General features: G+C 65.1%; 29 protein-coding genes, 1 tRNA gene and 1 riboswitch. Of the genes, 20 read left to right on the forward strand and 10 right to left on the reverse strand.

The genetic code is table 11. The features are described 5' to 3' along the window. Window positions 1-664: ABC transporter substrate-binding protein (locus ACTS1X_RS08935; RefSeq protein ID WP_442614039.1), on the reverse strand; the 664-nt coding region annotated here is incomplete at its 3' end. A 78-nt stretch (window positions 665-742) separates the two neighbouring features. Then, window positions 743-937: riboswitch (cobalamin riboswitch) on the reverse strand. Between the two features lie 103 nt (window positions 938-1,040). Here ACTS1X_RS08935 and rpmE point away from each other — a divergent pair. Both rpmE and ACTS1X_RS08945 read left to right on the forward strand, forming a co-directional pair. Continuing rightward, window positions 1,041-1,271 (forward strand): 50S ribosomal protein L31, encoded by a 231-nt coding sequence (rpmE, locus tag ACTS1X_RS08940; protein WP_442614040.1) that lies wholly within the window; start codon window positions 1,041-1,043, stop codon window positions 1,269-1,271. Between the two features lie 64 nt (window positions 1,272-1,335). Next, window positions 1,336-1,602: a hypothetical protein gene (locus ACTS1X_RS08945; protein WP_442614041.1), complete on the forward strand. Its 267-nt coding sequence runs from the start codon at window positions 1,336-1,338 to the stop codon at window positions 1,600-1,602. Window positions 1,603-1,616: 14 nt separating this feature from the next. Here ACTS1X_RS08945 and ACTS1X_RS08950 read toward each other — a convergent pair. Further along, a tRNA-Ser gene (locus tag ACTS1X_RS08950) sits at window positions 1,617-1,706 on the reverse strand. A 138-nt stretch (window positions 1,707-1,844) separates the two neighbouring features. Between ACTS1X_RS08950 and ACTS1X_RS08955 the strand changes: the two genes are divergently transcribed. From ACTS1X_RS08955 to mazG, 10 genes are all read left to right on the forward strand, one after another. Next, on the forward strand, window positions 1,845-2,846 hold the full coding sequence (locus ACTS1X_RS08955) for a lytic murein transglycosylase (RefSeq protein WP_442614042.1): 1,002 nt from the start codon (window positions 1,845-1,847) through the stop codon (window positions 2,844-2,846). Beyond that, the gene (locus ACTS1X_RS08960; protein WP_442614043.1) at window positions 2,830-3,834 is read left to right on the forward strand and encodes a septal ring lytic transglycosylase RlpA family protein; all 1,005 of its coding nucleotides are present in this window, start codon (window positions 2,830-2,832) and stop codon (window positions 3,832-3,834) included. The genes ACTS1X_RS08955 and ACTS1X_RS08960 overlap by 17 nt, the downstream gene beginning before the upstream one ends. A gap of 23 nt (window positions 3,835-3,857) precedes the next feature. Then, window positions 3,858-5,030, forward strand: coding sequence for a D-alanyl-D-alanine carboxypeptidase family protein (locus tag ACTS1X_RS08965; RefSeq protein ID WP_442614044.1), 1,173 nt, complete (start codon window positions 3,858-3,860; stop codon window positions 5,028-5,030). A 6-nt stretch (window positions 5,031-5,036) separates the two neighbouring features. Further along, window positions 5,037-5,660, forward strand: a complete 624-nt coding sequence (gene tmk / locus ACTS1X_RS08970) for a dTMP kinase (protein WP_442614045.1) — start codon at window positions 5,037-5,039, stop codon at window positions 5,658-5,660. Further along, window positions 5,657-6,640 carry a DNA polymerase III subunit delta' gene (locus tag ACTS1X_RS08975; RefSeq protein ID WP_442614046.1) on the forward strand — a complete coding sequence of 328 codons (984 nt, stop codon included), beginning with the start codon at window positions 5,657-5,659 and terminating at the stop codon, window positions 6,638-6,640. Before tmk ends, ACTS1X_RS08975 begins: the two co-directional genes overlap by 4 nt. Next, a complete protein-coding gene (metG, locus tag ACTS1X_RS08980) occupies window positions 6,630-8,195 on the forward strand; it encodes a methionine--tRNA ligase (protein WP_442614047.1) in 1,566 nt (521 codons plus the stop codon). The genes ACTS1X_RS08975 and metG overlap by 11 nt, the downstream gene beginning before the upstream one ends. Window positions 8,196-8,219: 24 nt before the next feature. After that, on the forward strand, window positions 8,220-8,996 hold the full coding sequence (locus ACTS1X_RS08985) for a TatD family hydrolase (protein ID WP_442614048.1): 777 nt from the start codon (window positions 8,220-8,222) through the stop codon (window positions 8,994-8,996). After that, window positions 8,993-9,760, forward strand: coding sequence for an MBL fold metallo-hydrolase (locus ACTS1X_RS08990; RefSeq protein ID WP_442614049.1), 768 nt, complete (start codon window positions 8,993-8,995; stop codon window positions 9,758-9,760). Before ACTS1X_RS08985 ends, ACTS1X_RS08990 begins: the two co-directional genes overlap by 4 nt. Next, on the forward strand, window positions 9,757-10,350 hold the full coding sequence (locus ACTS1X_RS08995) for a TIGR02281 family clan AA aspartic protease (RefSeq protein ID WP_442614050.1): 594 nt from the start codon (window positions 9,757-9,759) through the stop codon (window positions 10,348-10,350). Before ACTS1X_RS08990 ends, ACTS1X_RS08995 begins: the two co-directional genes overlap by 4 nt. A gap of 147 nt (window positions 10,351-10,497) precedes the next feature. Beyond that, window positions 10,498-11,286 (forward strand): nucleoside triphosphate pyrophosphohydrolase, encoded by a 789-nt coding sequence (mazG, locus tag ACTS1X_RS09000; protein ID WP_442614051.1) that lies wholly within the window; start codon window positions 10,498-10,500, stop codon window positions 11,284-11,286. Here mazG and hflX read toward each other — a convergent pair. The 5 genes from hflX to dusB all read right to left on the reverse strand — a co-directional run bounded on the left by hflX (window position 11,283) and on the right by dusB (window position 17,967). Then, entirely contained in the window at window positions 11,283-12,593 is a 1,311-nt protein-coding gene (hflX, locus tag ACTS1X_RS09005; RefSeq protein ID WP_442614052.1) for a GTPase HflX, read from the reverse strand. The genes mazG and hflX overlap by 4 nt on opposite strands. A gap of 10 nt (window positions 12,594-12,603) precedes the next feature. After that, window positions 12,604-13,131 carry an RNA chaperone Hfq gene (hfq, locus tag ACTS1X_RS09010; protein WP_442614053.1) on the reverse strand — a complete coding sequence of 176 codons (528 nt, stop codon included), beginning with the start codon at window positions 13,129-13,131 and terminating at the stop codon, window positions 12,604-12,606. Between the two features lie 76 nt (window positions 13,132-13,207). Next, on the reverse strand, window positions 13,208-14,590 hold the full coding sequence (ntrX, locus tag ACTS1X_RS09015) for a nitrogen assimilation response regulator NtrX (protein WP_442614054.1): 1,383 nt from the start codon (window positions 14,588-14,590) through the stop codon (window positions 13,208-13,210). Then, window positions 14,590-16,857 carry a sensor histidine kinase gene (locus tag ACTS1X_RS09020; RefSeq protein WP_442614055.1) on the reverse strand — a complete coding sequence of 756 codons (2,268 nt, stop codon included), beginning with the start codon at window positions 16,855-16,857 and terminating at the stop codon, window positions 14,590-14,592. Before ACTS1X_RS09020 ends, ntrX begins: the two co-directional genes overlap by 1 nt. A 111-nt stretch (window positions 16,858-16,968) precedes the next feature. Continuing rightward, on the reverse strand, window positions 16,969-17,967 hold the full coding sequence (dusB, locus tag ACTS1X_RS09025) for a tRNA dihydrouridine synthase DusB (protein WP_442614056.1): 999 nt from the start codon (window positions 17,965-17,967) through the stop codon (window positions 16,969-16,971). A gap of 77 nt (window positions 17,968-18,044) precedes the next feature. On the opposite strand from dusB, the gene ACTS1X_RS09030 reads away from it, so the two are divergent. Genes ACTS1X_RS09030 through ACTS1X_RS09040 form a run of 3 tightly spaced genes read left to right on the forward strand, consistent with a single transcriptional unit; the run spans window position 18,045 to window position 20,282 of the window. Next, window positions 18,045-19,205: a bifunctional 2-C-methyl-D-erythritol 4-phosphate cytidylyltransferase/2-C-methyl-D-erythritol 2,4-cyclodiphosphate synthase gene (locus tag ACTS1X_RS09030; protein ID WP_442614057.1), complete on the forward strand. Its 1,161-nt coding sequence runs from the start codon at window positions 18,045-18,047 to the stop codon at window positions 19,203-19,205. Between the two features lies 1 nt (window position 19,206). After that, entirely contained in the window at window positions 19,207-19,746 is a 540-nt protein-coding gene (locus tag ACTS1X_RS09035) for a hypothetical protein (RefSeq protein ID WP_442614058.1), read from the forward strand. 2 nt (window positions 19,747-19,748) lie between these two features. After that, window positions 19,749-20,282, forward strand: a complete 534-nt coding sequence (locus ACTS1X_RS09040; RefSeq protein WP_442614059.1) for a CinA family protein — start codon at window positions 19,749-19,751, stop codon at window positions 20,280-20,282. Here the strand turns inward: ACTS1X_RS09040 and ACTS1X_RS09045 are convergent. The 3 genes from ACTS1X_RS09045 to ACTS1X_RS09055 are packed head-to-tail and all read right to left on the reverse strand — an operon-like array spanning window position 20,219 to window position 22,276. Beyond that, on the reverse strand, window positions 20,219-20,704 hold the full coding sequence (locus ACTS1X_RS09045) for a type II toxin-antitoxin system RatA family toxin (RefSeq protein WP_442614060.1): 486 nt from the start codon (window positions 20,702-20,704) through the stop codon (window positions 20,219-20,221). The genes ACTS1X_RS09040 and ACTS1X_RS09045 overlap by 64 nt on opposite strands. A 10-nt stretch (window positions 20,705-20,714) precedes the next feature. After that, window positions 20,715-21,647, reverse strand: coding sequence for a lipoyl synthase (gene lipA, locus ACTS1X_RS09050; RefSeq protein ID WP_442614061.1), 933 nt, complete (start codon window positions 21,645-21,647; stop codon window positions 20,715-20,717). 38 nt (window positions 21,648-21,685) lie between these two features. Then, complete coding sequence (locus ACTS1X_RS09055) at window positions 21,686-22,276, reverse strand: hypothetical protein (RefSeq protein WP_442614062.1); 591 nt, start codon at window positions 22,274-22,276, stop codon at window positions 21,686-21,688. A gap of 135 nt (window positions 22,277-22,411) precedes the next feature. Here ACTS1X_RS09055 and ACTS1X_RS09060 point away from each other — a divergent pair, with 135 nt between their 5' ends. The 5 genes from ACTS1X_RS09060 to ACTS1X_RS09080 form a co-directional block, all read left to right on the forward strand. Further along, window positions 22,412-23,377 carry a sodium-dependent bicarbonate transport family permease gene (locus ACTS1X_RS09060; RefSeq protein WP_442614063.1) on the forward strand — a complete coding sequence of 322 codons (966 nt, stop codon included), beginning with the start codon at window positions 22,412-22,414 and terminating at the stop codon, window positions 23,375-23,377. A gap of 2 nt (window positions 23,378-23,379) precedes the next feature. Next, window positions 23,380-23,691 carry a P-II family nitrogen regulator gene (locus ACTS1X_RS09065; RefSeq protein ID WP_442614064.1) on the forward strand — a complete coding sequence of 104 codons (312 nt, stop codon included), beginning with the start codon at window positions 23,380-23,382 and terminating at the stop codon, window positions 23,689-23,691. Next, window positions 23,691-24,326 (forward strand): carbonic anhydrase, encoded by a 636-nt coding sequence (locus ACTS1X_RS09070; RefSeq protein ID WP_442614065.1) that lies wholly within the window; start codon window positions 23,691-23,693, stop codon window positions 24,324-24,326. Before ACTS1X_RS09065 ends, ACTS1X_RS09070 begins: the two co-directional genes overlap by 1 nt. Before the next feature lie 49 nt (window positions 24,327-24,375). After that, the gene (putP, locus tag ACTS1X_RS09075; protein WP_442614066.1) at window positions 24,376-25,866 is read left to right on the forward strand and encodes a sodium/proline symporter PutP; all 1,491 of its coding nucleotides are present in this window, start codon (window positions 24,376-24,378) and stop codon (window positions 25,864-25,866) included. Window positions 25,867-25,884: 18 nt separating this feature from the next. Continuing rightward, on the forward strand, window positions 25,885-26,218 hold a 334-nt coding region (locus ACTS1X_RS09080), incomplete at its 3' end, for an NYN domain-containing protein (RefSeq protein WP_442614067.1).

Here is a 26,218-nt window from a genome sequence, read left to right on the forward strand (position 1 = left end):
GGATCACCGTTTCGGGCGGGTCGAGCAGCAGCGTCTCGGCGGCGACGCGCACGCCCTGGCCCGCCGGCAGCCGCGCCCCAGCCAGTGCGAGCCATTGGGCGCCGAGGCTTTGCTCGGCGAGGCTGTAGCCGCTGTCGCTGAGAAAGGTGACTTCGCGCAGCGCCGCGGGGTGCTCGGCGGCGAAGCGTCGGATGGCGGCGACGATCCGCCGGCCGCGTTCTTGGCGGCCCAGCGCCGCGGCAACCGTGCGGACCGCATTCTCGATATCGGCGATCGTCTGGGGATAGGGAAGCGCGATCAGTTCGGCCCCGATCCGGTCGGCGAGCCGCGCCCGGTCCCGCGCGACGCCGCCCATCGTCAGGATCAGGTCGGGCCGATGGCCGGCGACCGACACGACGCTGCCGTCATTCGCCGGATAGCGCCGGGCGGTGCGCCAGAAGGGAAATTCGTGCGGGTCGCGCGCGAGATGGGTGACCGAGGCGATCTGGTCGGGCCGGGCGAGCAGCAGCAGCAGTTCGTCGGTGCACATATTGACCGACACCACGCGGCCCGGCGCGGCCTGGGCGGTGCCGGCGAGGCAGAGCCAGAGGCCCAGCCACAGCGCGGCGAGCGCGGGCAGGGGCCTCCGCGCGGCCTTCGTCTTGCTGCGGCGTACGTCCGCCAACTGCGCATCCTCCCCGGCCATGTCGCCACGAAGGAAGCGCTGACGCGGCTTCCCGTCGCTCCGGCTGGTCCCGGCCGGGGGTCGGACGACGCAAAGGCAGGTCTCCTGGCTCGCGGATCGATCGCCTTTGATGTCCCCGCCTTCCCGAACCGGTACGGTTCAGTGGCGCAATGGGACGGCTTTTCCGCTTACAGTTGCGGGCACAGCACCGGATTTCCGCCGGTTTCCCTTTTCACCGCGCCGATGCGCGGCACCTTTGCCAACTTCCGCCGCTACGCCCCGCCGCAAGCCCTTGTCAAGCGCCGCCTCAATGGCTAGATGCGCGCCTTCGCTTGTACCGGCTGGTCGGTAACCAGCCACGAAGAAAGCCAAAGCCATGAAAACCGACATTCATCCCGACTACCACATGATCACGGTCAAGATGACCGATGGCACCGAGTTCCAGACCCGCTCCACCTGGGGCGCGGAAGGCGATACGCTGAACCTCGACGTGGACCCGAAATCGCACCCGGCCTGGACCGGCGGCAGCCGCAACCTGATCGACACCGGTGGGCGGATCGACCGCTTCAACAAGCGTTTCGGCGGGCTTACGCTCAAGAAGAGCTAAGCGTTTTTCACGCTTTTTCGAGCAGGACAGACGGCGATCCCCTTGTGCAACGGCCAAGGGGAATGTGACGGTGCACGCCACCGAACAGGAGAGCGATGTGGACGATTGGGACACTGACGAAGACGGCAATTTCAAAATGCTCCGTTTCCACGGATATGAATCGGCGACCGCGCCCGGACATGTCCTGTTGCGCATGCTCTATTTCAGGGAAGATTCGGACCAGCCGGCCAATGTTCCCGACGGCCTTCAGGTGCTGTTGACTCCGGACATGGCCCGCAAGTTCGCCGCCGATCTCGTCGCCGGCGCGGATCAGGCCGAAAAGGGCGAGTAAACGCGTCGGGCTGGTGGCGGACAGGGTGGGATTCGAACCCACGGTGAGCGCAAACCCACGCTGGTTTTCAAGACCAGTGCCTTAAACCACTCGGCCACCTGTCCGCTTCGCAAGCGCGCTTATCCTGCAAACGCCCTTGCGTGCAAGCGATACGACGAAAAGCTTTCCCTTGACCCCGCCGCTATGGCAGGAAGGCGGAGAAAGGGTAGTAAATGCGTCACCTTACCAGAATTCTAGCGTTGATGGCCGCCGTCCTCGCGTTCGGCGCCGCCGGCACCGCGCCGGCCCAGACCGATGCCGGCTTCCGGGCCTATATGGAGCAGTTGCGGGCCGAAGCGATCGCGGAGGGCGTGCGGCCCGAAACGCTCGACCGGATCATTCCGACACTGAGCTACAATCCGCGGGTCATCGCGCTCGACCGCAACCAGCCCGGCGGCAGTTTCGATTCGCCGATCCCGCCCTTCGCCCCCTACCAGGCACGCCACGTCAATCCGACGCGGATCGACGCCGGGCGGGCGACATATCGCCGGGTGCGCGACCAGCTCAGGGAAATCGAGCAGCGCACCGGGGTTCCCGGCAAGATTGCCATCGCGATCTACGGGCATGAGACGAATTACGGCCGCATCACGGGCAATTTCGACCTGCCGCGCTCGCTCGCGACGCTGGCCTATGAGGGCCGTCGCCGCGAGCTGTTCGCCGGCGAGTTCATCGCGGCGATGAAGATGATCGATCGCGGCGTGCCGCGCGACCGGCTCGTGGGCAGCTGGGCCGGCGCGTTCGGCTATCCGCAATTTCTGCCCAGCGTCTATCTGCGCCTGGCGGTCGACGGAGACGGGGACGGCCGGGCAGAGATCTGGCGCAGCGAGGCCGATGCGCTCGCGTCGATCGAAAACTATCTGAGCAATGCCGGATGGCGCGCCGGCGAGCCGTGGGGAATCGCGGTGAACGTGCCGTCCTCGCTCAACCGCGACGCCGTCGCCAACCGCACGACGCCGACGCGCTGCCCGCGAGTCCATGAACGTCACAGCCGCTGGATGTCGATGGCCGAATGGCGCGAACTCGGCATTCGCCCGCAAAACGGCGTCTGGCCGGACGACGGCATGATGGCGACGCTGCTCGAGCCGGACGGTCCCGGCGCCACGGCCTATCTTCTCACCAACAATTATCGCGTGATACTCGACTATAATTGTTCGAATTTCTATGCGTTGTCGGTAGGGTTATTGGCCGATGCAATTGTTCGATAGGAAGCGATGGACGCTCCTGGCAGCGCTGGCCGTGCTCGCCGCATGCAGCAGCGGGGGCCGCGAGCTGCCGCCGGCGTCGGCCGGCGGAGACGGCGCTGTCTACGGGGCGGCCGTGTCCGACGCGCCGGTCCAGATCGGTCCGCCCTATACCATCAACGGCCGCACCTATACGCCCGCCGATCCGTCGCATTATGACGAGGTGGGGCTTGCATCCTATTATGGCGCCGAGCTTTCAGGCCGGCCGACCGCCAATGGCGAACGCTTCCGCCCCTCAGGGATCAGCGCCGCGCACCGGACCCTGCCGTTGCCGTCCTATGTCGAGGTGACGGCGCTGCAAACCGGGCGCACCATATTGGTCCGCGTCAACGATCGCGGACCGTTCGCCGACGACCGGATCATCGACCTCTCGGTCGGCGCGGCGCGGCAGCTGGGTATCGAGGAACAGGGAACGGCGCCGGTGCGCGTGCGCCGCGTACAGCCCGTCGAAAGCGACCGCGCGCGATTGCGTGCGGGCCAGCCCGCCCAGCCGCGTCTGCAGACGTCTCCGCAGCTGCTCGAGGCCCTGCGCGCGCAGTTCGAGCGCGGCGGCGGCATCATCCCGCAGGCGACGCCGTCCCCCGATGCGCCGGCGGCGACCGGCCGGACGGCAACTTCTACGGCTTCGGGCGGAAACGCCGGTCCTTCGACAGCAGGCGTGAACTGGCAGGTCGAGGAGGAACCGCAATCCCGGCCCGTGCAGTCCGCGCCGCCCGCCGCCGCGGCCGGCGATTATTACGTTCAGCTCGGCGCGTTTTCCAACGCCGCCAACGCCCAGCGGCTGGCCAGTCGCGCCGAGCGTCTCGGCACGGTGCGCATCGTCTCGGCCGGCTCCATCCGCCGGGTCAGGCTCGGTCCCTATCCGACTCAGACCGCGGCCAATCAGGCGTTGTCGCAGGCGCGATCGGCCGGTTTCGGCGACGCCCGCATTTTTCGCGATCCCGCACGATAACGGGGCAGACAAGAAAGAGAGACATGAGAAAGGCTTCCGTTCTTCTCGCCATAGCGCTGACCGCGATGGTGGCGCCCGGCCATGCCGAACGTCCGCGGTATGACGGCGATGCGCCCATCGCCTATCTGATCGACATGAGTTCGGGTGCCGTATTGTTCGCGCGCGATGCCGACCGGCGGATGCCGCCCGCATCGATGGCCAAGATGATGACGGCCCATGTCGCGTTCGATTTGCTGGACGAGGGCGAGATCAGCCTGGACCAGGAATGCACGGTGCGGCCGGATACATGGCGGCAATGGCACGGCCCAAGCGCGGGATCGACGATGTTCCTCTCGCCCGGCGAGCGGGTCAGCATCGAGAACCTCCTGTACGGGGTCGTCACGGTATCGGGCAACGACGCCAGCGTCGTGCTCGCCGAATGCCTGTCGGGAACGGAAACCGCTTTCGCCGCGCTGATGAACCGCAAGGCGGAAGAGCTGGGCCTCGAGAACAGCCGTTTCGGCAACAGCACGGGCTGGCCCGACGAGGGCCGCAGTTATGTATCGGCGCGCGATCTCGCGCGGCTCGCGATCGCGACGATCCGCCGCTATCCGGAATATTACAGCCAGTTCTACGGCCGCCGCGAATTCACCTGGGGCGAAACGATGAGCGGCCAGCCCATCACCCAACCCAACCGGAATCCGCTGATCGGCAATGTGGACGGCGCGGACGGGCTCAAGACCGGCCACACCGAGGAAGCCGGTTACGGCTTTACCGGCTCCGCGATGCAGGATGGCCGGCGCCTCGTCATGGTGGTGGCCGGCCTCGATTCCTATCGCGGGCGGATCAGCGAAGCGACCCGCTTCATGGAATGGGGCTTCAACGCCTGGCGGTCGCTTCAGCTCGTGTCGAGCGGCGGACGCGTCGGGACGGCGCGAGTACAGGGCGGCAGCGCAAGCGAAGTCGGGCTGGTGGCCCCGCGCGATCTCGCTGTGACCATTCCCGCGGGCCTTGCCTCCGAACGGCAGGTCAAGATCGTCTACGAAGGGCCGATCCGCGCGCCGATCGCCGAAGGTCAGCATATCGCCGACCTTGTGGTGGAAACGCCCGACATGCCCGCTCAGCGGTTGCCGCTGGTTGCCGAGCAGGCGGTCGGAGAGCGGGGCTTTTTCGGACGGGTCTGGGCCGGCCTCAAATCGCTGCTCGGCCTTGGATAGGGGCGCGTGCGCGGCAGGTTCATAACGCTCGAAGGCGGCGAGGGCGCCGGAAAATCGACACAAGCGCGGTTGTTGACGTCTTGGCTCCAGGACCGGGGTTTCGAGACTATCGAAACCCGGGAACCGGGCGGAACGCCGGGAGCCGATGCAATCCGCGCGTTGTTGCTGGACGGCGATACGCCTTTTACCCCGACGGCCGAGGCCCATCTGTTCGCGGCAGCGCGCGCCGATCATGTCGAAACGCTCATCCGGCCGGCGCTCGCCGCCGGACAATGGGTGGTGTGCGACCGGTTCGTGGATTCAACGCTCGCCTATCAGGGGGCGGCCGGAAAGCTCGGCGTGGATGTGGTGCGGTCGATCAATGAAACGGCGATCGGCGACACATGGCCCGATCTCACCATATTGCTGCGAACCGACACGGATACGGGCACGCGCCGGGCGATCGCCCGCGATGGGCTGGAGACCGACCGGTTCACGAATCGGGATTTCTCTTTTCACCGCGCTGTGGCTGCGGCTTTTGACGGTTTCGCGGCGAGAGAACCGGTGCGCTTCGCAGTGGTCGACGGCACCAAAAGCATCGAACAGGTGGCGGGCGCGATCCGATCGGCGGTAGAGACGCGGTTGCTATGAGACTTTTTGGCCACGACACCGCTGTTGACGCTTTCCGCGACGCGCTGGACAGCGGCAAATTGCACCACGCCTGGCTGCTGGCAGGGCCCAAGGGCGTCGGCAAGGCGCTGTTCGCCGACATGGCGGCGCGGCACGTGCTGGCGCAGGCCGCCCGGCCGGAAGGACTTGGGGAGGGGCTTGCCGTCTCAGACAGCCATCCCACGGCGCAGCTGATCGAAGCGGGCAGCCATCCCGACCTGCGCCGCCTGGCGCGGCTGCCGCGCGACCGCAAGCCCGACGAGCTGGCGCGCAACATCACGGTCGACCAGGTCCGCGGGATCCAGTCGCTATTCGCGACGACGCCCTCGATGTCGGACTGGCGGGCGGTCGTCATCGACGCGGTCGACGATCTCGAGCGGCCGGCGGCCAATGCACTGCTCAAAAATCTCGAGGAACCGCCGTCCAATTGCGTGTTCCTGCTCGTCTGCCACAGCCCGGGCCGGGTGCTGCCGACGATCCGCTCGCGTTGCAGGATGCTCAGATTTTCAAGGCTTTCGGATGACGCCATGGCGTCAGCCATCCTCCAGGCCGCGCCCGATCTCGACGCGGAGGAACGCGCGGCGCTCGTCCGGATCGGCAACGGCGCCCCGGGCCAGGCGCTGCACTATGCCGGACTCGATATCGCGGCTCTCGATGAAACCATCCGCACGCTGATCGCGAGAGGGGATCCGGGTAACGGCGCTCGCGCGACCTTGGCGCAAAGCCTCGGCCTCAAAAACGCCCAGCCCCGCTACGAGGCCTTTCTGGACCGCGCGCCGGCGGCGATTGCTGCCCATGCGCGGACCTTGAAGGGCAGCGCGCTCCAAAAGGCGGTATCGGCCTGGGAAGAGGCCCGCTCGCTGGCCGGCGGGGCGCAACGCCTGTCGCTCGACCCCCAGACCACCGTTTTCGCGCTTGCCGGACTGCTCGCTTCGCTGCATGAACCCCGGCATGACGCCTGAATCCAAGCCTTTCTACATCACCACCGCGATCAGCTACCCCAATGGGCGGCCGCATATCGGCCATGCCTATGAAGCGGTCGCGACCGACGCGATCGCCCGCTTCCACCGGCTCGCCGGCCGCGACGTCCGTTTCCAGACCGGGGTCGACGAACACGGCCTGAAGATGGTCAAGACGGCGCGCGAACGCGGCATGGACATCCGCGACTTCGCCGATGAAATGACCCAATATTTCATCGATATGGGCAAAGTTCTTAATATTCAATATGATCGTTTTATCCGGACAACCGAAGAGGCGAACCACCGCGCGGCACAGGAGATCTGGCGGCGGATGGAGGCCAGGGGCGACCTGTATCTCGATCGTTACGAGGGATGGTATTCGGTCCGCGACGAAGCCTATTATGACGAAAAGGAACTGATCGACGGGGAGGTGGACGAAAAGCTCTCGCCCCAGGGCACGCCGGTCGAGTGGACCGTCGAGGAGAGCTGGTTCTTCAGACTCTCAAATTACCAGGACAAGCTCCTCGAATTGTACGAAAACCGTCCTGAGTTCCTGAAGCCCGACAGCCGCCGGAACGAAATCGCCCGGTTCGTCGAAGGCGGGCTGCGGGATCTGAGTATCTCGCGCACCAGCTTCGACTGGGGCGTGAAAGTGCCCGGGCATGACGATCATGTCATGTATGTCTGGCTCGACGCGCTGACCAACTATCTGACAGGCCTCGATTTCCCGGACGAAGACGGGCTGTACGCCCGCTATTGGGGCGAGGGGGCCGAAAGCGTCCATATCATCGGCAAGGATATCGTCCGCTTTCACACCGTCTATTGGCCGGCGTTCCTGATGAGCGCCGACCTGCCGCTGCCGTCGCGCGTTTTCGGCCATGGGTTCCTGCTCAATCGCGGGCAGAAGGAATCCAAATCGCTGGGCAATGTGACGGATCCGATCGAGCTCGCCGAAACGTTCGGCGTGGATTCGGTCCGCTATTTCCTGCTCCGCGAGGTCAGTTTCGGACAGGACGGCAGCTATTCGGCCGAAGCCATCGTCAATCGCTGCAACGCCGATCTCGCCAACGATCTCGGCAATCTGGCGCAGCGCACGCTGTCCATGATCGCCAAGAATTACGACGGGAAAGTTCCGGAACCCTGCAACCCGACCGATACGGATTGCGCGTTGATGGCGACGTTCGACGCGATCCCCAAACAGGCCGCCGCGGCGATGGAAGAATTCGCAATCCATCAGGCGCTGGAGGCGATCTGGCGCGGAGCGGGGGACGCCAATCTCTATATTTCGGAGGAACAGCCCTGGTCCGTGCGCAAGACCGATCCGGCGCGCGCGGGGACGATTCTCTATCGCTGCGCCGAAGCGGTGCGCCAGCTCGCCATCCTGGCGCGCTGGGCGATCCCCGCATCGTCCGATGCGTTGCTCGACCAGCTGGCCCAGCCGGAGGAGGCGCGCGACTTCGCGGCGCTCGGCCACCCGCTCAAGCCGGGTCTCGACCTGCCCGCGCCCCAGGGGGTCTTTCCGCGGCTGGAATTGCCCGAGGGGCAGGGTGACAGCTAGGCCGCGAAGCCCTATCTCGACGCCATGTTCGTCGATAGTCATTGCCATCTGAACTACGAAGGTCTGGTCGAGCGTCAGGATGACGTGATCGCGGCGGCGCGCGCGCGCGGCGTGTCCGCCATGCTCAACATCTCGACGCGCGAACGCGAATGGGACGCGATCATCGGAACCGCGGAAAAAGCTGACGATATCTGGGCTTCTGTCGGCATCCACCCGCACGAAGCCGACGCCCATCCCGATATCGATACCGCCAAGCTCGTGGCCAGGGCCGATTATGCGCGCGTCGTGGCGATCGGCGAGACGGGCCTCGACTATTATTACGAGCATTCGGACCGCGAGCGCCAAAAGGCGAGCTTTCGCGCCCATATCGCCGCGTCCCGCGAAACGGACCTGCCGCTCATCGTCCACACGCGCGATGCGGAAGACGACACGGCGGAAATCCTCACCGACGAAATGGCGAGAGGGCCATATCGCGGCGTCATCCACTGTTTCACGGCCAGCCAGGATTTCGCGGACATCGCACTCGATCTGGGCTTCTACATCTCGATGTCGGGCATCGTGACGTTCAAGAATGCGAAAGATCTGCAGGCGACGGCGGCCAAATTGCCGGCCGACCGACTGCTGATCGAGACGGATTCGCCGTTTCTCGCTCCCGTCCCGAATCGCGGCAAGACCTGCGAGCCGGCCTTCGTTGCGGACACGGCGGCTTTTCTCGCCGACTTGCGCGGCGAAACGGTCGAAGAACTCGCCGCCTATACGACGCGCAACTTCCATACATTGTTCGACAAGACCGCCGCGTGAAGGTCCGCATTCTCGGCTGCGGCACCTCGTCGGGCGTTCCGAGGATCGGCAATGACTGGGGCGCCTGCGACCCGGACGAACCGAAGAACCGGCGGATGCGATCGTCGATTCTGGTTTCGGCCGACAATCACACCATCCTTGTCGATACCGGGCCGGACCTGCGCCAGCAGATGCTCGATGCGAAGGTCAAACGCGTGGATCATGTGATCTGGACCCATGAGCATGCCGACCATTGCCATGGCATCGACGAACTGCGGCAGCTCTATTTTGCGCTGGGCGGCCCCATACCGTGCCTGGCGCGGCCCCGCACCCTGCGGGAGCTGCAGCAACGGTTCGACTTCGCGTTCAAGGGAAACGGTCCTTACCCCTCCTATGCGCATGGCCTCGCGCTGACGGACCGGGTGATGCTCGGGAGCATGACCGTCACGGCGGCGGACATGCCGCACGGCACGATCACGTCGGCCGCCCTGCGCTTCGATCATGGGGGCAGGAGCATCGCCTATACGACCGATTTCACCGGCCTGCCGGCCAAGGCCTTCGAATGCGTGGAAGGGGTCGATGTCTGGGTCGTCGACGCCCTGCGCCGGCGGGAGCATCCGACGCATCCGCATCTCGCGCAGACCCTCGAATGGATTGACAAGGCCCGCCCCAAACGCGCGATACTGACCCATATGGACCATTCGATGGACTATCGGACGCTGTGCAACGAGCTACCGTCCGGTGTCGAGCCCGGTTATGACGGCATGGAGGTGGATTTGGGATGAGCGACGGGCAGGGCATCAGCCTCGTCTGGGCGGTCGTCATGCTGGTGATCGTCGTCAGCGCGCTGGCCAGTCGGCGAATTCCGCTCGGCCAGGCCGCCAAGATGGCCGTGGGCTGGATCGCGATCTTCGCGATCGGCCTCACCATCTACGCGTTTCGCAACGATATCAAAGCGTTCGGGCAGAGAATCTGGTACGAAATCGACCCGCCGGAAACGGTTGCCGACGGGGAGACGCTGCGGATCCGTAAATCGGCCGACGGGCATTTCTGGGTGAATGTGCGGATCAACGGCAATGAGGAGCGGTTTCTGGTCGATAGCGGCGCGACGGTGACCGCGCTGTCGGTCGGCGCGGCGACCCGTTCGGGCGTCGAACCGGGCGGCGGCTTTCCGATGATCCTGAATACCGCCAATGGCGCGATTTCGGCCGATCGGGCGACGGCCGAGACGCTGATCGTCGGGACGATCCGCCGCGACGACATGCCGGTCGTGATCGCGGAAGAGTTTGGCGGCACCAATGTGCTGGGCATGAACTTTCTTTCGTCGCTGTCCGGCTGGAGCGTCGAAGGCGACTGGCTCATCCTCGAGCCGTGAAATCCGTGAGGTACGTCGCGGTGTACCGCATCGGCCGGTCATTGGCCGGGGCGCGTTTTGCATCTAGAACGGACCGGAAGGGCAAGAGCCCCGAAACCGCCTATAATTTAACATAATGTATATTATCGGGATTAAAGATCGATGGACGTGACGTGCCCCTCTCGGCCGGAAGACCGCCTCGGCGACCGGATTTCGCGGCTCGCGGCGATCATGGAACGGCTGCGCGATCCGGAAACCGGCTGCCCTTGGGATGTCGAGCAGGATTTCGGCTCGATCGCACCCTACACGATCGAGGAAGCCTATGAGGTCGCCGATGCGATCGGGCGCGACGATATGGCGGCGCTCAAGGACGAACTCGGCGATTTGCAGCTCCAAGTCGTGTTCCATGCCCGCATGGCCGAGGAAGCCGGCCATTTTGCGCTGTCCGACGTGCTCGACGGGATCTCCGACAAGATGGTGCGCCGGAACCCGCATGTGTTCGGTCCTGAAGCCGACGATGGCGATGCGGGGCCCGGCTGGGAGGCGATCAAGGAAGCGGAGCGGGCCGAAAAAGGCGGAAACAGTGCCCTGGACGGGGTCGCGACGGCCCTCCCCGCGCTGTTGCGTGCTGAAAAACTGCAGAAGCGCGCGGCGCGCACCGGATTCGACTGGCCGGATGCGTCCGGCCCAAGGGCCAAGATCGACGAAGAACTTTCCGAAGCCGAATGTGCGAAGAACGACGCACAACGCGCTGAAGAAATTGGAGATTTGCTGTTCGCGGTGGTCAACTGGGCGCGTCATCTCGGTATCGACCCCGAAACCGCGCTGCGCGCCGCGAACGCCAAGTTCGAGCGGCGTTTCCGCGCCATGGAGAAGCAGGCCGGCCCCGGCTTTTCCGGTCTTTCGCTCGACGAGATGGAGCGGCTCTGGACGGCCGCGAAGCGCGGGGAAGCCTAGCCCGCCTCTACCCGGTCCTGAAAACGGTCCCAGTCGATAGCCGACAGTTTGACGGAAACGTGCATGATTTCCCCGTCGACATGCTGGTCCAGAACGCTGCCGTTGCGGTGCAGCCACGCCAGATTTTCGCCGTCGGACAGCCGGAGACGGACATCATGGACCGCGCTGCCGCGATCGAGCCGTTCGGCGATCAGGAGCCGGAGGTCCTCGATCCCCTCCCCGGTCAACGCCGATAGCGCGATCACGTCAGCGCGCCGGTCCGCCGCGTTGCGCAACTGGTCGCGCGCCGCATCGTCGAGCGCGTCGATCTTGTTCCACGCCTCGATCAGCGGGGCACTCCCCTCCCCGTCGATCGCGCCGATCTCCTTCAGAACCGTTTCGACGTCGGCGCTCTGCGCCTCGCTGTCGGGATGCGAGACGTCGCGCACATGGACGATGAGATCCGCCGCATTGACCTCCTCCAGAGTCGCGCGGAATGCCGCAACCAGCTGGGTCGGCAGATCCGAGACGAAACCCACCGTGTCGGACAGGATCGCCTTGTCGAGCCCGGGCAGCGTTATCTCGCGCATCGTCGGGTCGAGCGTGGCGAACAGCAGATCCGCCGCCATGACGTCACCACCCGTCATCCTATTGAAAAGCGTCGACTTTCCGGCATTCGTATAGCCGACCAGCGCGATAACCGGCCAGGGCGCCTTCTGCCGGCGCGCCCGGTGCAGGCCGCGCGTCCGGCGAACCTGTTCGAGTTCGCGGCGCAGCTTCGCCATCCGGTCGCGGATCATCCGCCGGTCGGCCTCGATCTGGGTCTCGCCCGGACCGCCGAGAAAGCCGAAGCCGCCGCGCTGGCGCTCGAGGTGGGTCCAGCTCCTGACGAGCCGCCCGGCCTGATAGTCGAGATGCGCGAGCTCGACCTGTAAACGCCCTTCCGCGGTCGCCGCACGCTCGCCGAATATTTCGAGAATGAGCCCGGTCCGGTCGATGACCTTGACCTTGAGTTCATCTTCGAGGTTCTTTTGCTGAACGGGAGTCAGCGCGGTGTCGATGATCGCCAGATCCGCCTCGACGAGCCGCGTTTCCACGGCGAGGTTTTCGACCTGACCCTTGCCGAACAACGTAGCCGGCCGCGCCTGACGCAGCTTCACCGCGATTTTCCTCGCGACCTCGATACCGATCGCCTCGGCGAGGCCCGCCGCCTCGTCGAGCCGCGCATCACTGTCGCGGCTTTCATCGCGCCCGAAATCGGGGAAGACGATCAGCGCGCGATCGCCGCGCCGCAAGCCGTCCAGTTCGTCGCGATCAAAAACGCTCAAGGCCGAAGACTCAGGATTGGGCGTCGGGGTCGGCGCTGCCGAGATCGATGGGATTGGCCGGCTGGATCGTCGAAATCGCGTGCTTGTAGACGAGCTGAGACTGGCCGTCGCGGTTGAGCAGCAGGCAGAACAGGTCGAACGCGGCGACCTCGCCTTGCAGCATCACGCCGTTGACGAGAAACATGGTCACCGGATCGCGCTCGCGCTTCACCGCGTTCAGGAATATCTCCTGCAGCAGCTTGCCGCGCTTTTCTTCGGCGAATGCGTCTTCGATCTCGGTCATGTCCATCGGCCCGCCGGGCATGATCGTCGAGATCGCATGCTTGTAGACGAGCTGCGACTGGCCGTCGCGGCGCAGCAGCACCGAAAAATTGTCAAACCAGGTGATGACGCCCTGAAGCTTCACGCCCTTGACGAGAAACATCGTGACGGGCGTTTTTGTCTTGCGCAGCGTGTTGAGAAACAGGTCCTGAAGTATATTGACCTTTTCAGCCATTTTCGGCCTCCGGTTCTTGGCGGGTCGTGGCCCGCTGGGCATCGTTTTTCGACGTCTGTTCGACAAGGCGGCGACCCGCCTCTTCCCGAAATGTAGGTGGGGCGATGCCCGACTTCAATCAGTTGTTGTTTTTCTTGTTCTCGTTGAGGCCTAGGGTCTTCAGCTTGCGATGCAGCGCCGAGCGCTCCATTCCGATAAAGGTCGCGGTACGGGAGATATTTCCCGAAAAACGGCGGATCTGGACGCGCAGATATTCGCGCTCGAACGTCTCGCGCGCTTCCCGCAGCGGCGTGCCCATGATCGCCCGCGCGCCCTTGTCCGGCGCAATCTGCATCTGGTCTTCCAGGATCTCGGCCGGCAGCATGTCGACGTCGATCCGTGCGATCCGGTCGCCCGGCGCGAGGATGATCGTGCGCTCGACGATATTGCGCAGCTGGCGGACATTGCCCGGCCATTCATAGGCCTGCATCGCGGCGATCGCCTCGTCCGAAATTTCGGGGTTGGGCACCCGCCGTTCGGCCGCGTAGCGTGCCGCGAAATGTTCGACCAGCGGCGGAATATCCTCGCGCCGCTCGGCCAGCGGCGGCAGGTGTACCGGGACGACGTTCAGCCGGTAGAACAGGTCCTCGCGAAACCGGCCTTCGGCGATTTCGGTCTCCAGATCGCGCGCGGTGGCCGAAATCACGCGGACATCGACATTTACGAGACGCTGACCGCCGATGCGATTGAACCGCTGATCGGTCAGCACGCGCAGGATACGGCCCTGTGCCGCCAGCGGCATGTCGCCGATCTCGTCGAGGAACAGCGTGCCGCCATGCGCCTGTTCGAGCAGGCCCGGGCGCGGACCGCTATCGTCCTCGGTGCCGAACAGCTCTTCCTCGACCCGTTCGGTCGTCATGCGCGCGGCGCTGACGACGACGAACGGCGCCTCCGCCCGTCCGCTCCAGCCGTGCAACAGCCGCGCCGCGACTTCCTTGCCGACGCCTGCCGGACCGGTGATCAGGACCCGGCTTCCCGTGCCCGCCACCCGCTTCAGGGTCGCGCGAACGCTGTTGATCGCGCTCGAATTGCCGGTGAGTTCGTCCTCTTCGCCGACCCGGGCCTTGAGCGATTCATTCTCGCGGCGCAGCCGATCGGTTTCGGTGGCGCGCGCGATGAGATGGAGGAGGCGCGCGGCCTCGAAAGGCTTTTCGATGAAATCGACCGCGCCCCGCCGGATGGCCGCGACCGCGGTATCGAGATTGCCATGACCTGAAATCATCAGCACGGGCAGGCTCGGATCGCGCCGCTTGATCTCTTCGAGCAGATCGAGCCCATCGAGCTTGGAGCCCTGCAGCCAGACATCGAGCAGGACGAGCGAGGGACGGCGTTCCTCGAGCGCGGCGATCGCCTCGTCGCTGCTGCGCGCCGTCCGCGCCTCATAGCCTTCGTCTTCGAGAACGCCGGCGACGAGTTCGCAGATATCGGCTTCGTCGTCGACGACGAGAATATCGAGTGACATCAGGATGCCTCCTCATTGTTACGCGTTAACTGAAACAGGCGATCGTCCCCCTCGGCATCGCCGGCCGTCGAATCCTTGAGCGGCGCCAGCGCTTCGATGTCGAACGCGATCCGCACCCGCGTGCCGCCTTCCTTGCGATCCGCGAAGGCGACGGTGCCGAAATGCTCCTCGACGATCTTCTTGACGATCGCGAGGCCCAGACCCGTCCCGCTTTCCCGGGTCGTCATATAGGGTTCGGTGAGCCGTTCGCGTTCTGCAGGCAGACCGACCCCATTGTCTTCGACGTCGACGACGATCCGGCCGGCGTTCCGCGCAACCGTCAGTTTTATCGATCCCCCGGCTTCGCCCTCGCCGTGCTTCTGCTCGACCGCCTCGACGGCGTTCTTGACCACATTCGTCAGCGCCTGGCCGAGCTGGCGACGGTCGCAGACGAGCGGCGGAATATCCTCGACGACATCCTGTTCGAACGCGATCTCGGGATGCGCGACTTCGTGCAGGAAGACGGCCTGGCGCGCGATGTCGACAATCGATTCCTCCCGGAAAACGGGTTTCGGCATGCGCGCAAAGGAGGAAAATTCGTCGACCATCCGCCGGAGATCGCCGACCTGACGGACGATCGTCCCCGTCAGCTTGGCGAAAACACCGCTATCGGGATCGGCCGCATCGCCGAACCGCCGCTGCAACCGCTCGGCCGCTAGCTGGATCGGGGTCAGCGGGTTCTTGATCTCGTGCGCGATGCGCCGGGCGACGTCCGACCAGGCGGCGCGGCGCTGGTCGAGCAGCTGCTGCGTGATGTCGTCGAACGTCAGCACATGGCCGCCCTGATCCTCGACCAGGGTCACCGCCAGCGTGCGCGGCTCGCCGCCGCTCGTCATCTGGATGACCTTCTCGCGGTCCCGGCCGTCGAGCAACCGGTCGAGCTCGGGCGCGATATCCTTCAGGCATTTCTCCATCACGGCATGCTGCTCGACTTCCATCATTTCGGCCGCCGAACGGTTGATCAGCCGGACCCGCCGTTCGCTGTCGACGGAAACCACGCCGGCCGTGACGCTCGACAGCACCGCTTCGATGAAGGCGCGGCGGCTGTCGAGCTGGTCGTTGGCCAATACGAGCGCGCCGGTCTGCTCCTCGAGCCGGCCGGTCATGCCGTTGAAGGCGTTGGCCAGCGTGCCGATTTCGTCACGGGCGCCCGCTTCGGGTACCCGTGTCGAGAGATCGCCATCGGCCACCTTGCGGGCCGCCTGGACCAGCGCGCCGACCGGCCTGACCAGCCTGTCCGCCACCGTCAACGCGATCCAGATCGCGGCCGCGACGATCAGCAGCGAAATGACCAGCAGCGCGGCATTGAAACGCAGCTGCATCACCTGGCCGCGATCGATCAGCTCGTCATAATCGTTGAGGATCGCCTGAGCCCGTTCGGTCTGCAGCTGCATCTGCGGATCGGACGCGCGCGAGGCGTAGATAAGATAAGGCGATTCGTCGCCGAACCGCGCAAGCGCCTCGAAACGGTCGCCAGCATCGTTGACCGCCGACTGGCGTTCGGCGTCGAGCGTTGCGAGCAACGAGGCCGTCAGCCGCGATTCCATCGAACTGTTGTCGGGATTGACGAGCGCCACGGTTCGCACCTCGCCCCCCTCGCCCACCGTGAAGATCGCCGCGTCGGAAAGCTCGCGCGCATATACCTGAAACGCGAAATTCTCGACGAATTCGGGCGATTCGAACGAGGATCCAGCGACCAGCGGCGCAAGATCGGCTGCCATGGTCCGCGTTTCCGCTTCGACCTCCTCAAGGCTCTCGAGATAGAAGTCCTGGGCGAGGCTACCGGCATTTTCGAGCGTGTCGCGCGCGCGCTCGGAAAACCAGAACTCGACGCCATATTGGAACAGCAGGGAGGCGAAGATCACGACCAGCAGCGTCGGCACCGCCGCGATGCCGGAGAACAGCGCGACGAGGCGGACATGCAGCCGCCCCTTCCCGCCGATCGGTGACCGGGCGGCGCGGCGCTGCGCGATCCGCCGCGCGATCAGCACCATCAGGAACATCGCCGGGACGAGCAGCGCCACCAGCAACAACGCGGTGAGGAACGGGGTCAGGAACAGTTCGTCCGATCCCTGGCGTGTCAGGATGAAATAGCTGAGAGCGACCATCGAGAGGAAGACGCCCAGCGTGATCAGCTCGATCGACGGCATGAACCAGCTCTTGCGGCGCAGCCCGTCCAAGCCGTTTTCGCTGCCTGCCAATTCGCCGGAAACCGCGTCTGTCGTCATCGTTGCACGGCTAACACAGTCGCGTTGCATAGAAAACACAGTTTTCCAGACATGCGGGCGTTTCACGGCGCTCTGATCGGACGGCCCGTCGCAAATCGACCATCCGGAGCGTCAGGCGGCGGCGCGTTCGAACGCGGGCCCGAAGAAATCGGCGAGCATCTGCAGCACCTGTTCGGGATCGTCTTCCTGGTTGGCGCGGTTCCGGAATTCGGCCGAGCCCGGGAGGCCCTTCGTGTACCAACCGATATGCTTGCGGGCGACCTTGACCCCGACATCGACGCCATAATGATCGAGCATGTCCCGGTAATGGGCGTCGATCACGCGATACTGTTCGTCGAGCGAAGGATCGGGCCGCCGTTCGCCGGTCGCGAACCAGTGCATCATCTGGCTCAGCAGCCACGGTTTCCCATAGGCGCCGCGACCGACCATCACGCCGTCGGCGCCCGACTGGCGCAGCGCCTCTTCGGCGTCTTCGATCGAACAGACATCGCCGTTCACGATAACCGGGATCGAGACCGCCTTCCGGACCTCGGACACGAATTCCCAGTCGGCATGGCCCTTGTACATCTGGCAGCGGGTGCGGCCGTGCACGGTGATCATCTTGACGCCCAGATCCTCGGCGATCTTCGCCAGTTCCGGCGCATTTCGGCTCCGGTCATCCCAGCCCGTGCGCATTTTCACGGTGACCGGCACGTCGACGGCCTTGACCGTCGCCTCCATCAGCTTCGTCGCCAGCGGAATCTCCCGCATCAGTGCCGATCCGGCATAGCCGTTAACCACCTTGCGCACCGGGCATCCGAAATTGATGTCGATGATCGCCGCCCCGCGTTGCGCGTTGAGCTTCGCGGCTTCGCCCATGGATTCCGGGTCGCAACCGACCAGCTGCATCGACACCGGATCCTCGATCGGGTCCCAGGCCGCCTTCTGGATCGACTGGCGGGTTTCGCGGATCGCCGCCTGGCTCGCGATCATCTCGGTGACGTTGAGTCCCGAGCCGTAACGCCGGACGAGACGTCGGAACGGCCGGTCCGTCACGCCGGTCATCGGCGCGAGAATCACGGGCATGTCGATCGTCAGCGGACCGACGGAGATGGGAGCAAGGTTCGTCATAATGCGTTTCGTTTCTGGCGCGCATCTAGTGACAAAGGCGTTGGCGAGCAAGCCGGGGCTCGGCTAAGGCGATGGCGATGTCGGATCGAGCCCATATCGTCGCGTTGATCGTCGCCGCCGGAAAAGGCGAACGGGCTGGCGGCGACATTCCGAAACAGTATCGGGTTTTTCGGGGCCGAACCGTGCTCGCCCACGCCATCGACGCGCTGGCCGCGCATCCCGCCATCGACGACATCCGGGTGGTGATCGGCGACGGCCAGGACCAGGCCTATCGACAGGCGATCGGCCCGCGCGACCTGCCCCCTCCGATCATCGGCGGCGCGTCGCGGCAGGATTCGGTGCGGAACGGGCTCGAGGCGATCGCCGCATCCGGGGGCGCCGATATCGTATTGATCCACGACGCCGCCCGGCCCTTCACGCCCGAACCCGTGATCGACCGGCTGGTCGACGCGCTCGGCGGGGACATCGGCGCGATCCCCGCCCTGCCCGTGATCGACAGCCTTGCACGCATCGACGGTGCCAGCGTCGACCGCTCCGAATTCGTGACGATCCAGACCCCGCAAGCCTTTCGCTTCGAGACGATCCTCGCGGCCCACCGGAACTGGGCCGGCGACCGGCCCGCGACCGACGATGCCGCCATCGCCCGTGCCGCCGGCCATTCGGTGGCATTGGTCGAGGGGGATCCCGTCCTCAAGAAAATCACCTTTGCCGAGGATTTCGCGATGCCGTCCGACCTGTCAGCGCCCTCCACCGCAACCGTCCGCACCGGCCTCGGTTACGACGTCCATGCCTTTGCCGAGGGCGATCATGTCTGGCTGTGCGGCGTCGAAATTCCCCATGACCGGGCGCTCGCCGGCCATTCCGACGCGGATGTCGGGCTCCACGCGCTGACCGACGCCATTCTCGGGGCGCTCGGCGAAGGCGATATCGGCGACCATTTTCCGCCCGGCGATCCGCAATGGAAGGGCGCGCCCTCGCATCGCTTCCTCGCACATGCCCGCGATCTCACCGCGAAACGAAACGCCGCCATCCATCATGTCGACGTGACGCTGATTTGCGAAGCGCCGCGGATCGGTCCGCACCGCGCCGCGATGCGCGCGCGGATCGCGGAAATTCTTGCGATCCCGGAAAAATCTGTCAGCGTGAAGGCCACAACGACCGAGAAACTAGGCTTCACCGGACGCGGCGAGGGAATCGCCGCCCAGGCCGTCGCCACGCTCGGAGACAGGGGAGGATGATATGCGATTGAGGAAACTGGCCGCCGGGGCGGCATTGCTCGGTTTGTCGGCACAGGCCACCGCGCAGCCGGCCTGTCTGACGAATGCCGAGGCGGAAACGATGATCCAGGCGATGCTGCCCAGCCTGATCGACAATGTCAGCGAACAATGCGAAGCACACCTGCCGGCCAATGCCGGGCTGATCGCCCGCAGCGAGGCCCTTGGCGAACGCTATACACCGGCCGCGGAAGCGGCCCGGCCGGAAGCGGCCGGCCTCGCATTGCGGATTCTCGATGAGGGCGAAGACGATACCCCGCCGTTCGACGCGGAATCCGGCGGCGAGCTGGTGCTCGGCATTTTCGAGATGGGCATCGCCGTGGCCATGGCAGACGCGATGGACGCCGAAAGCTGCCCGATCGCGGATCGGGTCTTCACGGCTCTCGAACCCCTGCCCTCGCGAAACTTTTCCAGCCTGCTGACGCTGCTGATCGAGATCGGCGGCCGCGACGACGAGGATGACGATCCCGGCCCGTTTTCGATCTGCGGCGCAGCGCAAGGCTGACCGTGAGCGGTTCGGGATATCTGCTGCCGGACGAACTGGTGGAGAAGGCCCGTTCGGTCATCGACGCCAACCGCGCCGCTGGGCGTCGGATCGCGCTCGCGGAAAGCTGTACCGGCGGGCTGGTCGGCGCCGCGCTGACGGAAATACCGGGCTCCTCCGATGTCTTCGAGGCCAGTCTCGTAACCTATGCCAACGGTGCCAAGACGGCATTGCTGGGCGTCCATGACGGTATCCTCGAAACGTTCGGAGCGGTATCGCCCGCCGTCGCCTGGGCGATGGCACTGGGCGCGCTCGAACGCAGCGGCGCCGACATCGCCGTCTCGATCACCGGCGTTGCTGGGCCCGGCGGCGGAACCGAAAAGAAGCCGGTCGGCACCGTCATGTTCGGGCGGGCGTTGCGCGGCGGCGACCCCGACCAGGCGGATACCGGTGAGAAACTGTTTCCCGACCGTGGACGGGCGGCGATCCGCCTTCAGGCCGCGCTATGGGCGCTGGGACTGCTGCTCCCGGAAACGCTGCGCGCGCCATCGCCGTAGAGCGCGCCGGCCCGCGCCTCGAAGCTGTCCGTCATCTTGCGGAGCGCGCGATCGAACACCTGGCCGGCCAGGCTTTCGAACACCCGGCTGCGAAAGGCGAAGTCGACGCAGAATTCGATCAGGCAGCCGCCCCTGTCGCTGGGTTCGAAGCCCCATTCATTGTGCAGATATTTGAGCGGGCCATCGAGATAGTCGACGGCGATCCGGCGGTGCCGTTCCTTGTTGACCTTCGACGTGAAGGTCTCGCGCAGCGACTTGAACCCGACGACGAGGTCGGCGACCATCGCGGTCTCGCTGTTCGATCTGATCCGGGTGGCGACCACCCAGGGCAGGAATTCCTGGTAGCGCCCGACATCCGCCACGAGGTCGAACATCTGTTCGGCCGTATAGGGTACGTGGCGGGTTTCGCTGTGTCGCGGCATCGATAGGGCGTCAGGCCTTGGCCAATTGGGTCTCGCGCGCCGCGCGCAGCTTCTCGAAATCGTCGCCGGCATGATAGCTTGACCGGGTCAACGGGCTGGAAGCGACGAGCAGGAAGCCCTTGGCCCGCGCAATCCCGGCATAGGCGTCGAAGGCCTGCGGGCTGACGAAATCGATGACCTTCGCATGTTTCGGCGTCGGCTGGAGATACTGGCCCATCGTCAGGAAATCGACGCCCGCCGAACGCATGTCGTCCATCACCTGATGCACTTCCATGCGCTCCTCGCCGAGGCCGAGCATGACGCCGGACTTGGTGAAGATCGACGGATCGTGGCGTTTCACCTGTTCGAGCAGCCGGAGCGAGGCGTAATAGCGCGCACCCGGACGGATGGTGGGGTAGAGCCGCGGCACCGTTTCCAGATTGTGGTTGTAAACGTCCGGCCGCGCCGCGACGATCGCCTCGACCGCAGCTTCCGACTTGTTGCGAAAATCGGGCGTCAGTATCTCGATCGTCGTTTCCGGCGTGGTTTTCCGCAACGCCTCGATGACCTTGACGAACTGGCTCGCACCGCCGTCGGGCAGATCGTCGCGATCCACCGAGGTCACGACGATATGTTCGAGCCCGAGCTTGGCGGCGGCATCGGCGGTATGCTGCGGTTCGAGCGGATCGACCGCTCCGGGCATCCCGGTCTTTACGTTGCAGAAGGCGCAGGCCCGCGTGCAGACATCGCCGAGAATCATCACCGTCGCATGCTTCTTCGACCAGCATTCGCCGATATTGGGGCAGGCCGCTTCCTCGCACACCGTGTTGAGGTTCAGTTCGCGCATCAATTTGCGCGTTTCGTTGAACGTTTCCCCCATCGGGGCTTTCACGCGAATCCAGTCCGGTTTGCGTGCCCGTTTGACCGGTGCCGATGCGGCGGTTTGCAGAGTCGCTTTATCCATGCGCCGGAGATAGCGACGGATCGCGGCGATTTCCAGAATTACTCGCCGGCCGGACCGAACGGCAGGCTGGCGGTCATGACGGGGGGTCGCCTCGGCCGGCCGTCGACGATCTCCGCAATCTCCTCGTCCGACAGGCGATAGACGACACCTTCTCGAACACCGGATTCTCCGGCATCCGCGTCGCCGCTATCGGCATAGTCCACGATGGCGCGCACCAGTTGCAGGCTGACGTCATAATCGCTGAGCTCGGCGTAGCGGCCCCGGAAATCCATGATCGACAGGAGGACGTCCAGTCCGATATCGACCGGATCGGGATCGATCAGCGTCCACGCCGCTTCGGAGGCGCGGGCCCGCGCAACCCGCGCAGGGTCCAGCACGCTGCCGACATAGACGGACTCGGTCTGGTATCCGTTGAGCGCGACCTCCAGGAGACCGCCCGAAGCGGTCGGCAGGTAGATGTTGCACGGCGTGACGCAGCTATCGCCATATTCGCTGGTGACCGTCGCGCCCTCCGGGGCGGTCACAACCCGAACCGGATGCGCGTTCGCGAAGGGGCGGCCACTCACGCAACCGGCCAACGCGGTCGCGCCCAAGGCTACCGCGACCGTCGATGCTCGGATATTTTTCATCGCGACTCTCCCCTGACCTGCTCGATTTTCTCGCAAGTCGCTGAACCGCCAATGAATATCGATCGGGGCGGCCGATCGATCGCTGTTGATACATTGGCTTGATGCAGGGCCCACCCTGAAATAGGCCAAGACCCCATGGACATCGTGATCGCAACGCTGACTTCGCCGGTCATCCTGTTCTTCATCCTCGGCATGCTGGCGGCGTTCGCCCGATCCGACCTCGCCATTCCCGAGGCGATCGCGAAAGGCCTGTCGCTATACCTGATGGCGGCGATCGGCCTGAAAGGCGGCGTCGCGGTTTCGGAGTCGGGTTTCACGCCGGACCTGGCGCTGGCCGCCGCGGCCGGCCTCGCCCTTTCCTTCCTGATACCCTATTTCGCCTATGCCCTGCTGACCGGCTTCGGCAAGCTCGACCGCATCAATGCCGGCGCAGTCTCTGCGCACTACGGCTCGGTCAGCGTCGTGACCTTCGTGACCGCGTCGGAAATATTCACCGGCCAGTCGATGGGGCCCGCCGGTTACATGGTCGCCGTGCTCGCACTGATGGAAACGCCGGCGATCATCAGCGGGCTGATGCTGGCCCGGCGCGGTCAGGAACGCGACCACAACAACGGGAACGGCGGCGGATTGATGCACGAAGTGCTGCTGAACGCTTCTGTCGTCTTGCTGATGGGCTGCTTCTTCATCGGATTGATCGCCGGGCCGACAGGATTCGAACCCATCGCGCCGCTCTTCCAGATACCGTTTACGGGCGTTCTTTGCTTCTTCCTGCTCGATATGGGACTGGTTGCCGCGCGGCGTCTGGTCGAAGCCAGGGCAATGACGATACGGCTGACTACGCTCGGCATCCTCTTTCCCATTGTCAACGGGACAATCGGCACCGTCCTCGGCACGGTGATCGGCCTCGATGTCGGTTCGGCTGCGGCACTCGGCGTTTTGGCGGGAAGCGCCTCCTATATCGCGGTGCCGGCGGCCATGCGCATGGCGCTGCCCGAAGCCGATCCGGGACTCTATCTCTCGATGTCGCTCGGCGTGACCTTCCCTTTCAACATCATATTGGGCATTCCCTTGTTCGCAGCACTCGCGCAGGCGATAGGATAGTCATGGTCGAAACCGTCACCCGCAAGCGTATCGAAATCCTTGTCGACAAGCCGCTCGCCCAGGTTCCGGTCCGCGCGGCAGCCGATGTCGGCATCGCCGGCTATTCGCTGATCCCGGTCCAGTCCGGCGCGGGCCGGCACGGCAGCTGGCGCAACGACCGGATATCGGGGGCCGAGAACAAGGTGATCTTCCTGACCATCGCTTCGGAGGAAAAGGCGTCGGCGCTGGTCGATCTGCTCGCGCCCAAGCTCGACAGCCACAGCCTGCTCCTGACCGTTTCCGACGTCCAGGTCGTGCGCGGGGACCGGTTCTGATGCCGGAGTTCGGCGCACTCGTCGACGGTTATTACCGGTTCCGCGCCGGCGACTATGCCGCGCAGAAACGGCGCTACGACAATCTCGACCATGACGGCCAGCATCCCCCGGTGATGGTGATCAGCTGCTGCGACAGCCGCGTCGATCCCGCGACGATTTTCGATACCGTGCCCGGCCAGATGTTTGCGCTCCGCAACGTCGCCAATCTCGTGCCGCCCTATCAGCCCGACCAGCGCCTGCACGGCGCGTCGGCGGCGATCGAGTTTGCCGTCGTCGATCTCAAGGTCCGCCATGTCGTCGTGATGGGTCATGGCAAATGCGGCGGCATCACCGCCTCGCTCCGGGACGAAGACCGCGGCATCCGGGGCCCCAGCTTCATCGACGACTGGATGACGATCATCAAGCAGGGCCGCGACCGCATCGTCGAGCGGGCGGCCGCCGATCCGGCGCTGGACGCGCAGCGCGAGCTCGAACATGAGGCGATCCGGATCAGCCTCCAGAATCTGCGCACTTTCCCTTATGTCGCCGAGCGGGAGGCCGAGGGCAGCCTCAAGCTCCATGGCTGCTGGTTTGCGATCGCCGACGGCGAACTCCATGTCATGGACGACGAGAGCGGCGCCTTCCGGCCGGCCTGACATTCGATCCGCCCCTAGCCAACCGCCGCCCTGCTGCTAAGGGATTCCGATGCAAACCGGCCAACTGATCTCCCTCGCCCTCTATTTCATCCTCATGCTCGGCATCGGGCTCTACGCCTGGCGAACCTCCACCGACGACGTGGCCGGCTACATGCTCGGCGGGCGCAAGCTGAGCCCGGCGGTCGCGTCTCTGTCCGCCGGGGCGTCCGACATGTCGGGCTGGATGCTGCTCGGATTGCCGGGCGCCATGTACGTTTCCGGGCTCAGCGCGAGCTGGATCGCGATCGGCCTGTTCATCGGAGCGCTCGTCAACTGGATCGTCGTCGCCCCGCGCCTGCGCGTCCATACGCAGATCGCCGAAGATGCGATTACCATTCCGGACTATTTCGAAAAGCGCTTCGAAGACCGCTCGCGCATGCTGCGCGTGATCTCCTCGATCGTCATCGTCGTCTTCTTCACCCTCTATACGTCGAGCGGCGTCGTCGCGGGCGGCAAGCTGTTCGAAAGCGCGTTCGGCGCCGACTATGCGCTGGGCCTGTGGATCACAGCGGGCGTGGTCGTCGTCTACACATTGTTCGGCGGGTTCCTGGCGGTCAGCCTGACCGATTTCGTCCAGGGCTGCATCATGTTCGTCGCGCTGGTCCTCGTGCCGGTCGTGGCGCTGACCGAGATCGGCGGCATGGGAGGCCTCCAGACGACGCTCACCGGCATCGATCCCGGGCTGCTCGACCTGTTCGGCGGGATGACCGCGATCGGCATCATATCGGCCATGGCCTGGGGCCTCGGCTATTTCGGCCAGCCCCACATCATCGTCCGTTTCATGGCGATCCGCAGCGTCGCCGATGTGCCCCGGGCGCGCAATATCGGCATGACCTGGATGGGCGTCACCCTGATCGGCGCACTGTCCACCGGCCTGATCGGCCTCGCCTGGGCGACGCAGAACGGACTCGCGGTGGACGATCCGGAAACCATTTTCATCCTGCTTTCGCAGATCATGTTCCATCCATTGATCGCCGGTTTCCTGCTCGCCGCGATCCTCGCCGCGATCATGAGCACCATCTCCTCCCAGCTGCTGGTCTCGTCCAGCTCGCTGACCGAGGACTTCTACGCGATCTTCCTGCGCAAGGAGGCCGGGCAGAAGGAGCTCGTGACGATCGGGCGGCTGTCGGTCGTCGCGGTCAGCCTGGTGGCGATCGCGCTGGCCTACAATCCGAACAGCAATGTGCTCGGCCTGGTCAGCAATGCCTGGGCCGGTTTCGGCGCGGCGTTCGGCCCGATCGTGCTGCTGAGCCTCACCTGGAACCGGATGACGCGCAACGGCGCGCTCGCCGGAATGATCGCCGGCGCGGCGACGGTCCTTTTCTGGATATACGCGCCGGTATTGGCCGACGGGGCGACGCTTTCCTCCCTGATCTACGAGATCGTACCGGGCTTTCTTGTCTGCGGCCTCGTCGCGATCCTCGTCAGCCTGTTCGGCCGCGCGCCGGCGGACAGCATAACCGAAACCTTCGAACAGGCCCGCGTCGCGCGCACGGCCTGACTATAGCGAGACAAACCCATGCCCAACGACCATGATCGCCACAACGCCAATATCGCCCTGCTGATCGACGCCGACAACGCCTCGCATCAGGGCATCGATCCGGTACTGACCGTGCTCGCCGAGCTCGGCAATGTGAATATCCGCCGCGCCTATGGGAACTGGCGCAAACAGGCGCTGAAAAACTGGGTCGACAAGCTTCACCGTTACGGCATCGAGCCGCAGCAGCAGTTCGACCTGACCAAGGGCAAGAACGCGACCGACATGAAGATGACGATCGACGCGATGGACCTCCTGTTCGGCGGCCGCGTCGACGGGTTCGGGATCATGTCGTCGGACAGCGATTTCATGCCGA

Source organism: Parasphingopyxis sp. (assembly GCF_052168275.1).
In the GTDB taxonomy this organism is placed as follows: Bacteria; Pseudomonadota; Alphaproteobacteria; order Sphingomonadales; family Sphingomonadaceae; genus Parasphingopyxis.

Coding starts and splice junctions, on each gene's coding strand:
- dusB (WP_442614056.1), bottom strand. CDS start 17,967: ATGACGAACCTTGCTCCCATCTCCGTCGGTCCGCTGACGATCGACATG.
- hfq (WP_442614053.1), bottom strand. CDS start 13,131: ATGCCCAGCGGGCCACGACCCGCCAAGAACCGGAGGCCGAAAATGGCT.
- ACTS1X_RS09035 (WP_442614058.1), top strand. CDS start 19,207: ATGCGATTGAGGAAACTGGCCGCCGGGGCGGCATTGCTCGGTTTGTCG.
- putP (WP_442614066.1), top strand. CDS start 24,376: ATGCAAACCGGCCAACTGATCTCCCTCGCCCTCTATTTCATCCTCATG.
- lipA (WP_442614061.1), bottom strand. CDS start 21,647: ATGGATAAAGCGACTCTGCAAACCGCCGCATCGGCACCGGTCAAACGG.
- ACTS1X_RS09055 (WP_442614062.1), bottom strand. CDS start 22,276: ATGAAAAATATCCGAGCATCGACGGTCGCGGTAGCCTTGGGCGCGACC.
- ACTS1X_RS09065 (WP_442614064.1), top strand. CDS start 23,380: ATGGTCGAAACCGTCACCCGCAAGCGTATCGAAATCCTTGTCGACAAG.
- ACTS1X_RS09030 (WP_442614057.1), top strand. CDS start 18,045: ATGTCGGATCGAGCCCATATCGTCGCGTTGATCGTCGCCGCCGGAAAA.
- ntrX (WP_442614054.1), bottom strand. CDS start 14,590: ATGTCACTCGATATTCTCGTCGTCGACGACGAAGCCGATATCTGCGAA.
- ACTS1X_RS09070 (WP_442614065.1), top strand. CDS start 23,691: ATGCCGGAGTTCGGCGCACTCGTCGACGGTTATTACCGGTTCCGCGCC.
- ACTS1X_RS08960 (WP_442614043.1), top strand. CDS start 2,830: ATGCAATTGTTCGATAGGAAGCGATGGACGCTCCTGGCAGCGCTGGCC.
- rpmE (WP_442614040.1), top strand. CDS start 1,041: ATGAAAACCGACATTCATCCCGACTACCACATGATCACGGTCAAGATG.
- ACTS1X_RS09060 (WP_442614063.1), top strand. CDS start 22,412: ATGGACATCGTGATCGCAACGCTGACTTCGCCGGTCATCCTGTTCTTC.
- ACTS1X_RS08985 (WP_442614048.1), top strand. CDS start 8,220: ATGTTCGTCGATAGTCATTGCCATCTGAACTACGAAGGTCTGGTCGAG.
- ACTS1X_RS09020 (WP_442614055.1), bottom strand. CDS start 16,857: ATGACGACAGACGCGGTTTCCGGCGAATTGGCAGGCAGCGAAAACGGC.
- ACTS1X_RS08965 (WP_442614044.1), top strand. CDS start 3,858: ATGAGAAAGGCTTCCGTTCTTCTCGCCATAGCGCTGACCGCGATGGTG.
- ACTS1X_RS08975 (WP_442614046.1), top strand. CDS start 5,657: ATGAGACTTTTTGGCCACGACACCGCTGTTGACGCTTTCCGCGACGCG.
- ACTS1X_RS08955 (WP_442614042.1), top strand. CDS start 1,845: ATGGCCGCCGTCCTCGCGTTCGGCGCCGCCGGCACCGCGCCGGCCCAG.
- ACTS1X_RS08995 (WP_442614050.1), top strand. CDS start 9,757: ATGAGCGACGGGCAGGGCATCAGCCTCGTCTGGGCGGTCGTCATGCTG.
- ACTS1X_RS09045 (WP_442614060.1), bottom strand. CDS start 20,704: ATGCCGCGACACAGCGAAACCCGCCACGTACCCTATACGGCCGAACAG.
- metG (WP_442614047.1), top strand. CDS start 6,630: ATGACGCCTGAATCCAAGCCTTTCTACATCACCACCGCGATCAGCTAC.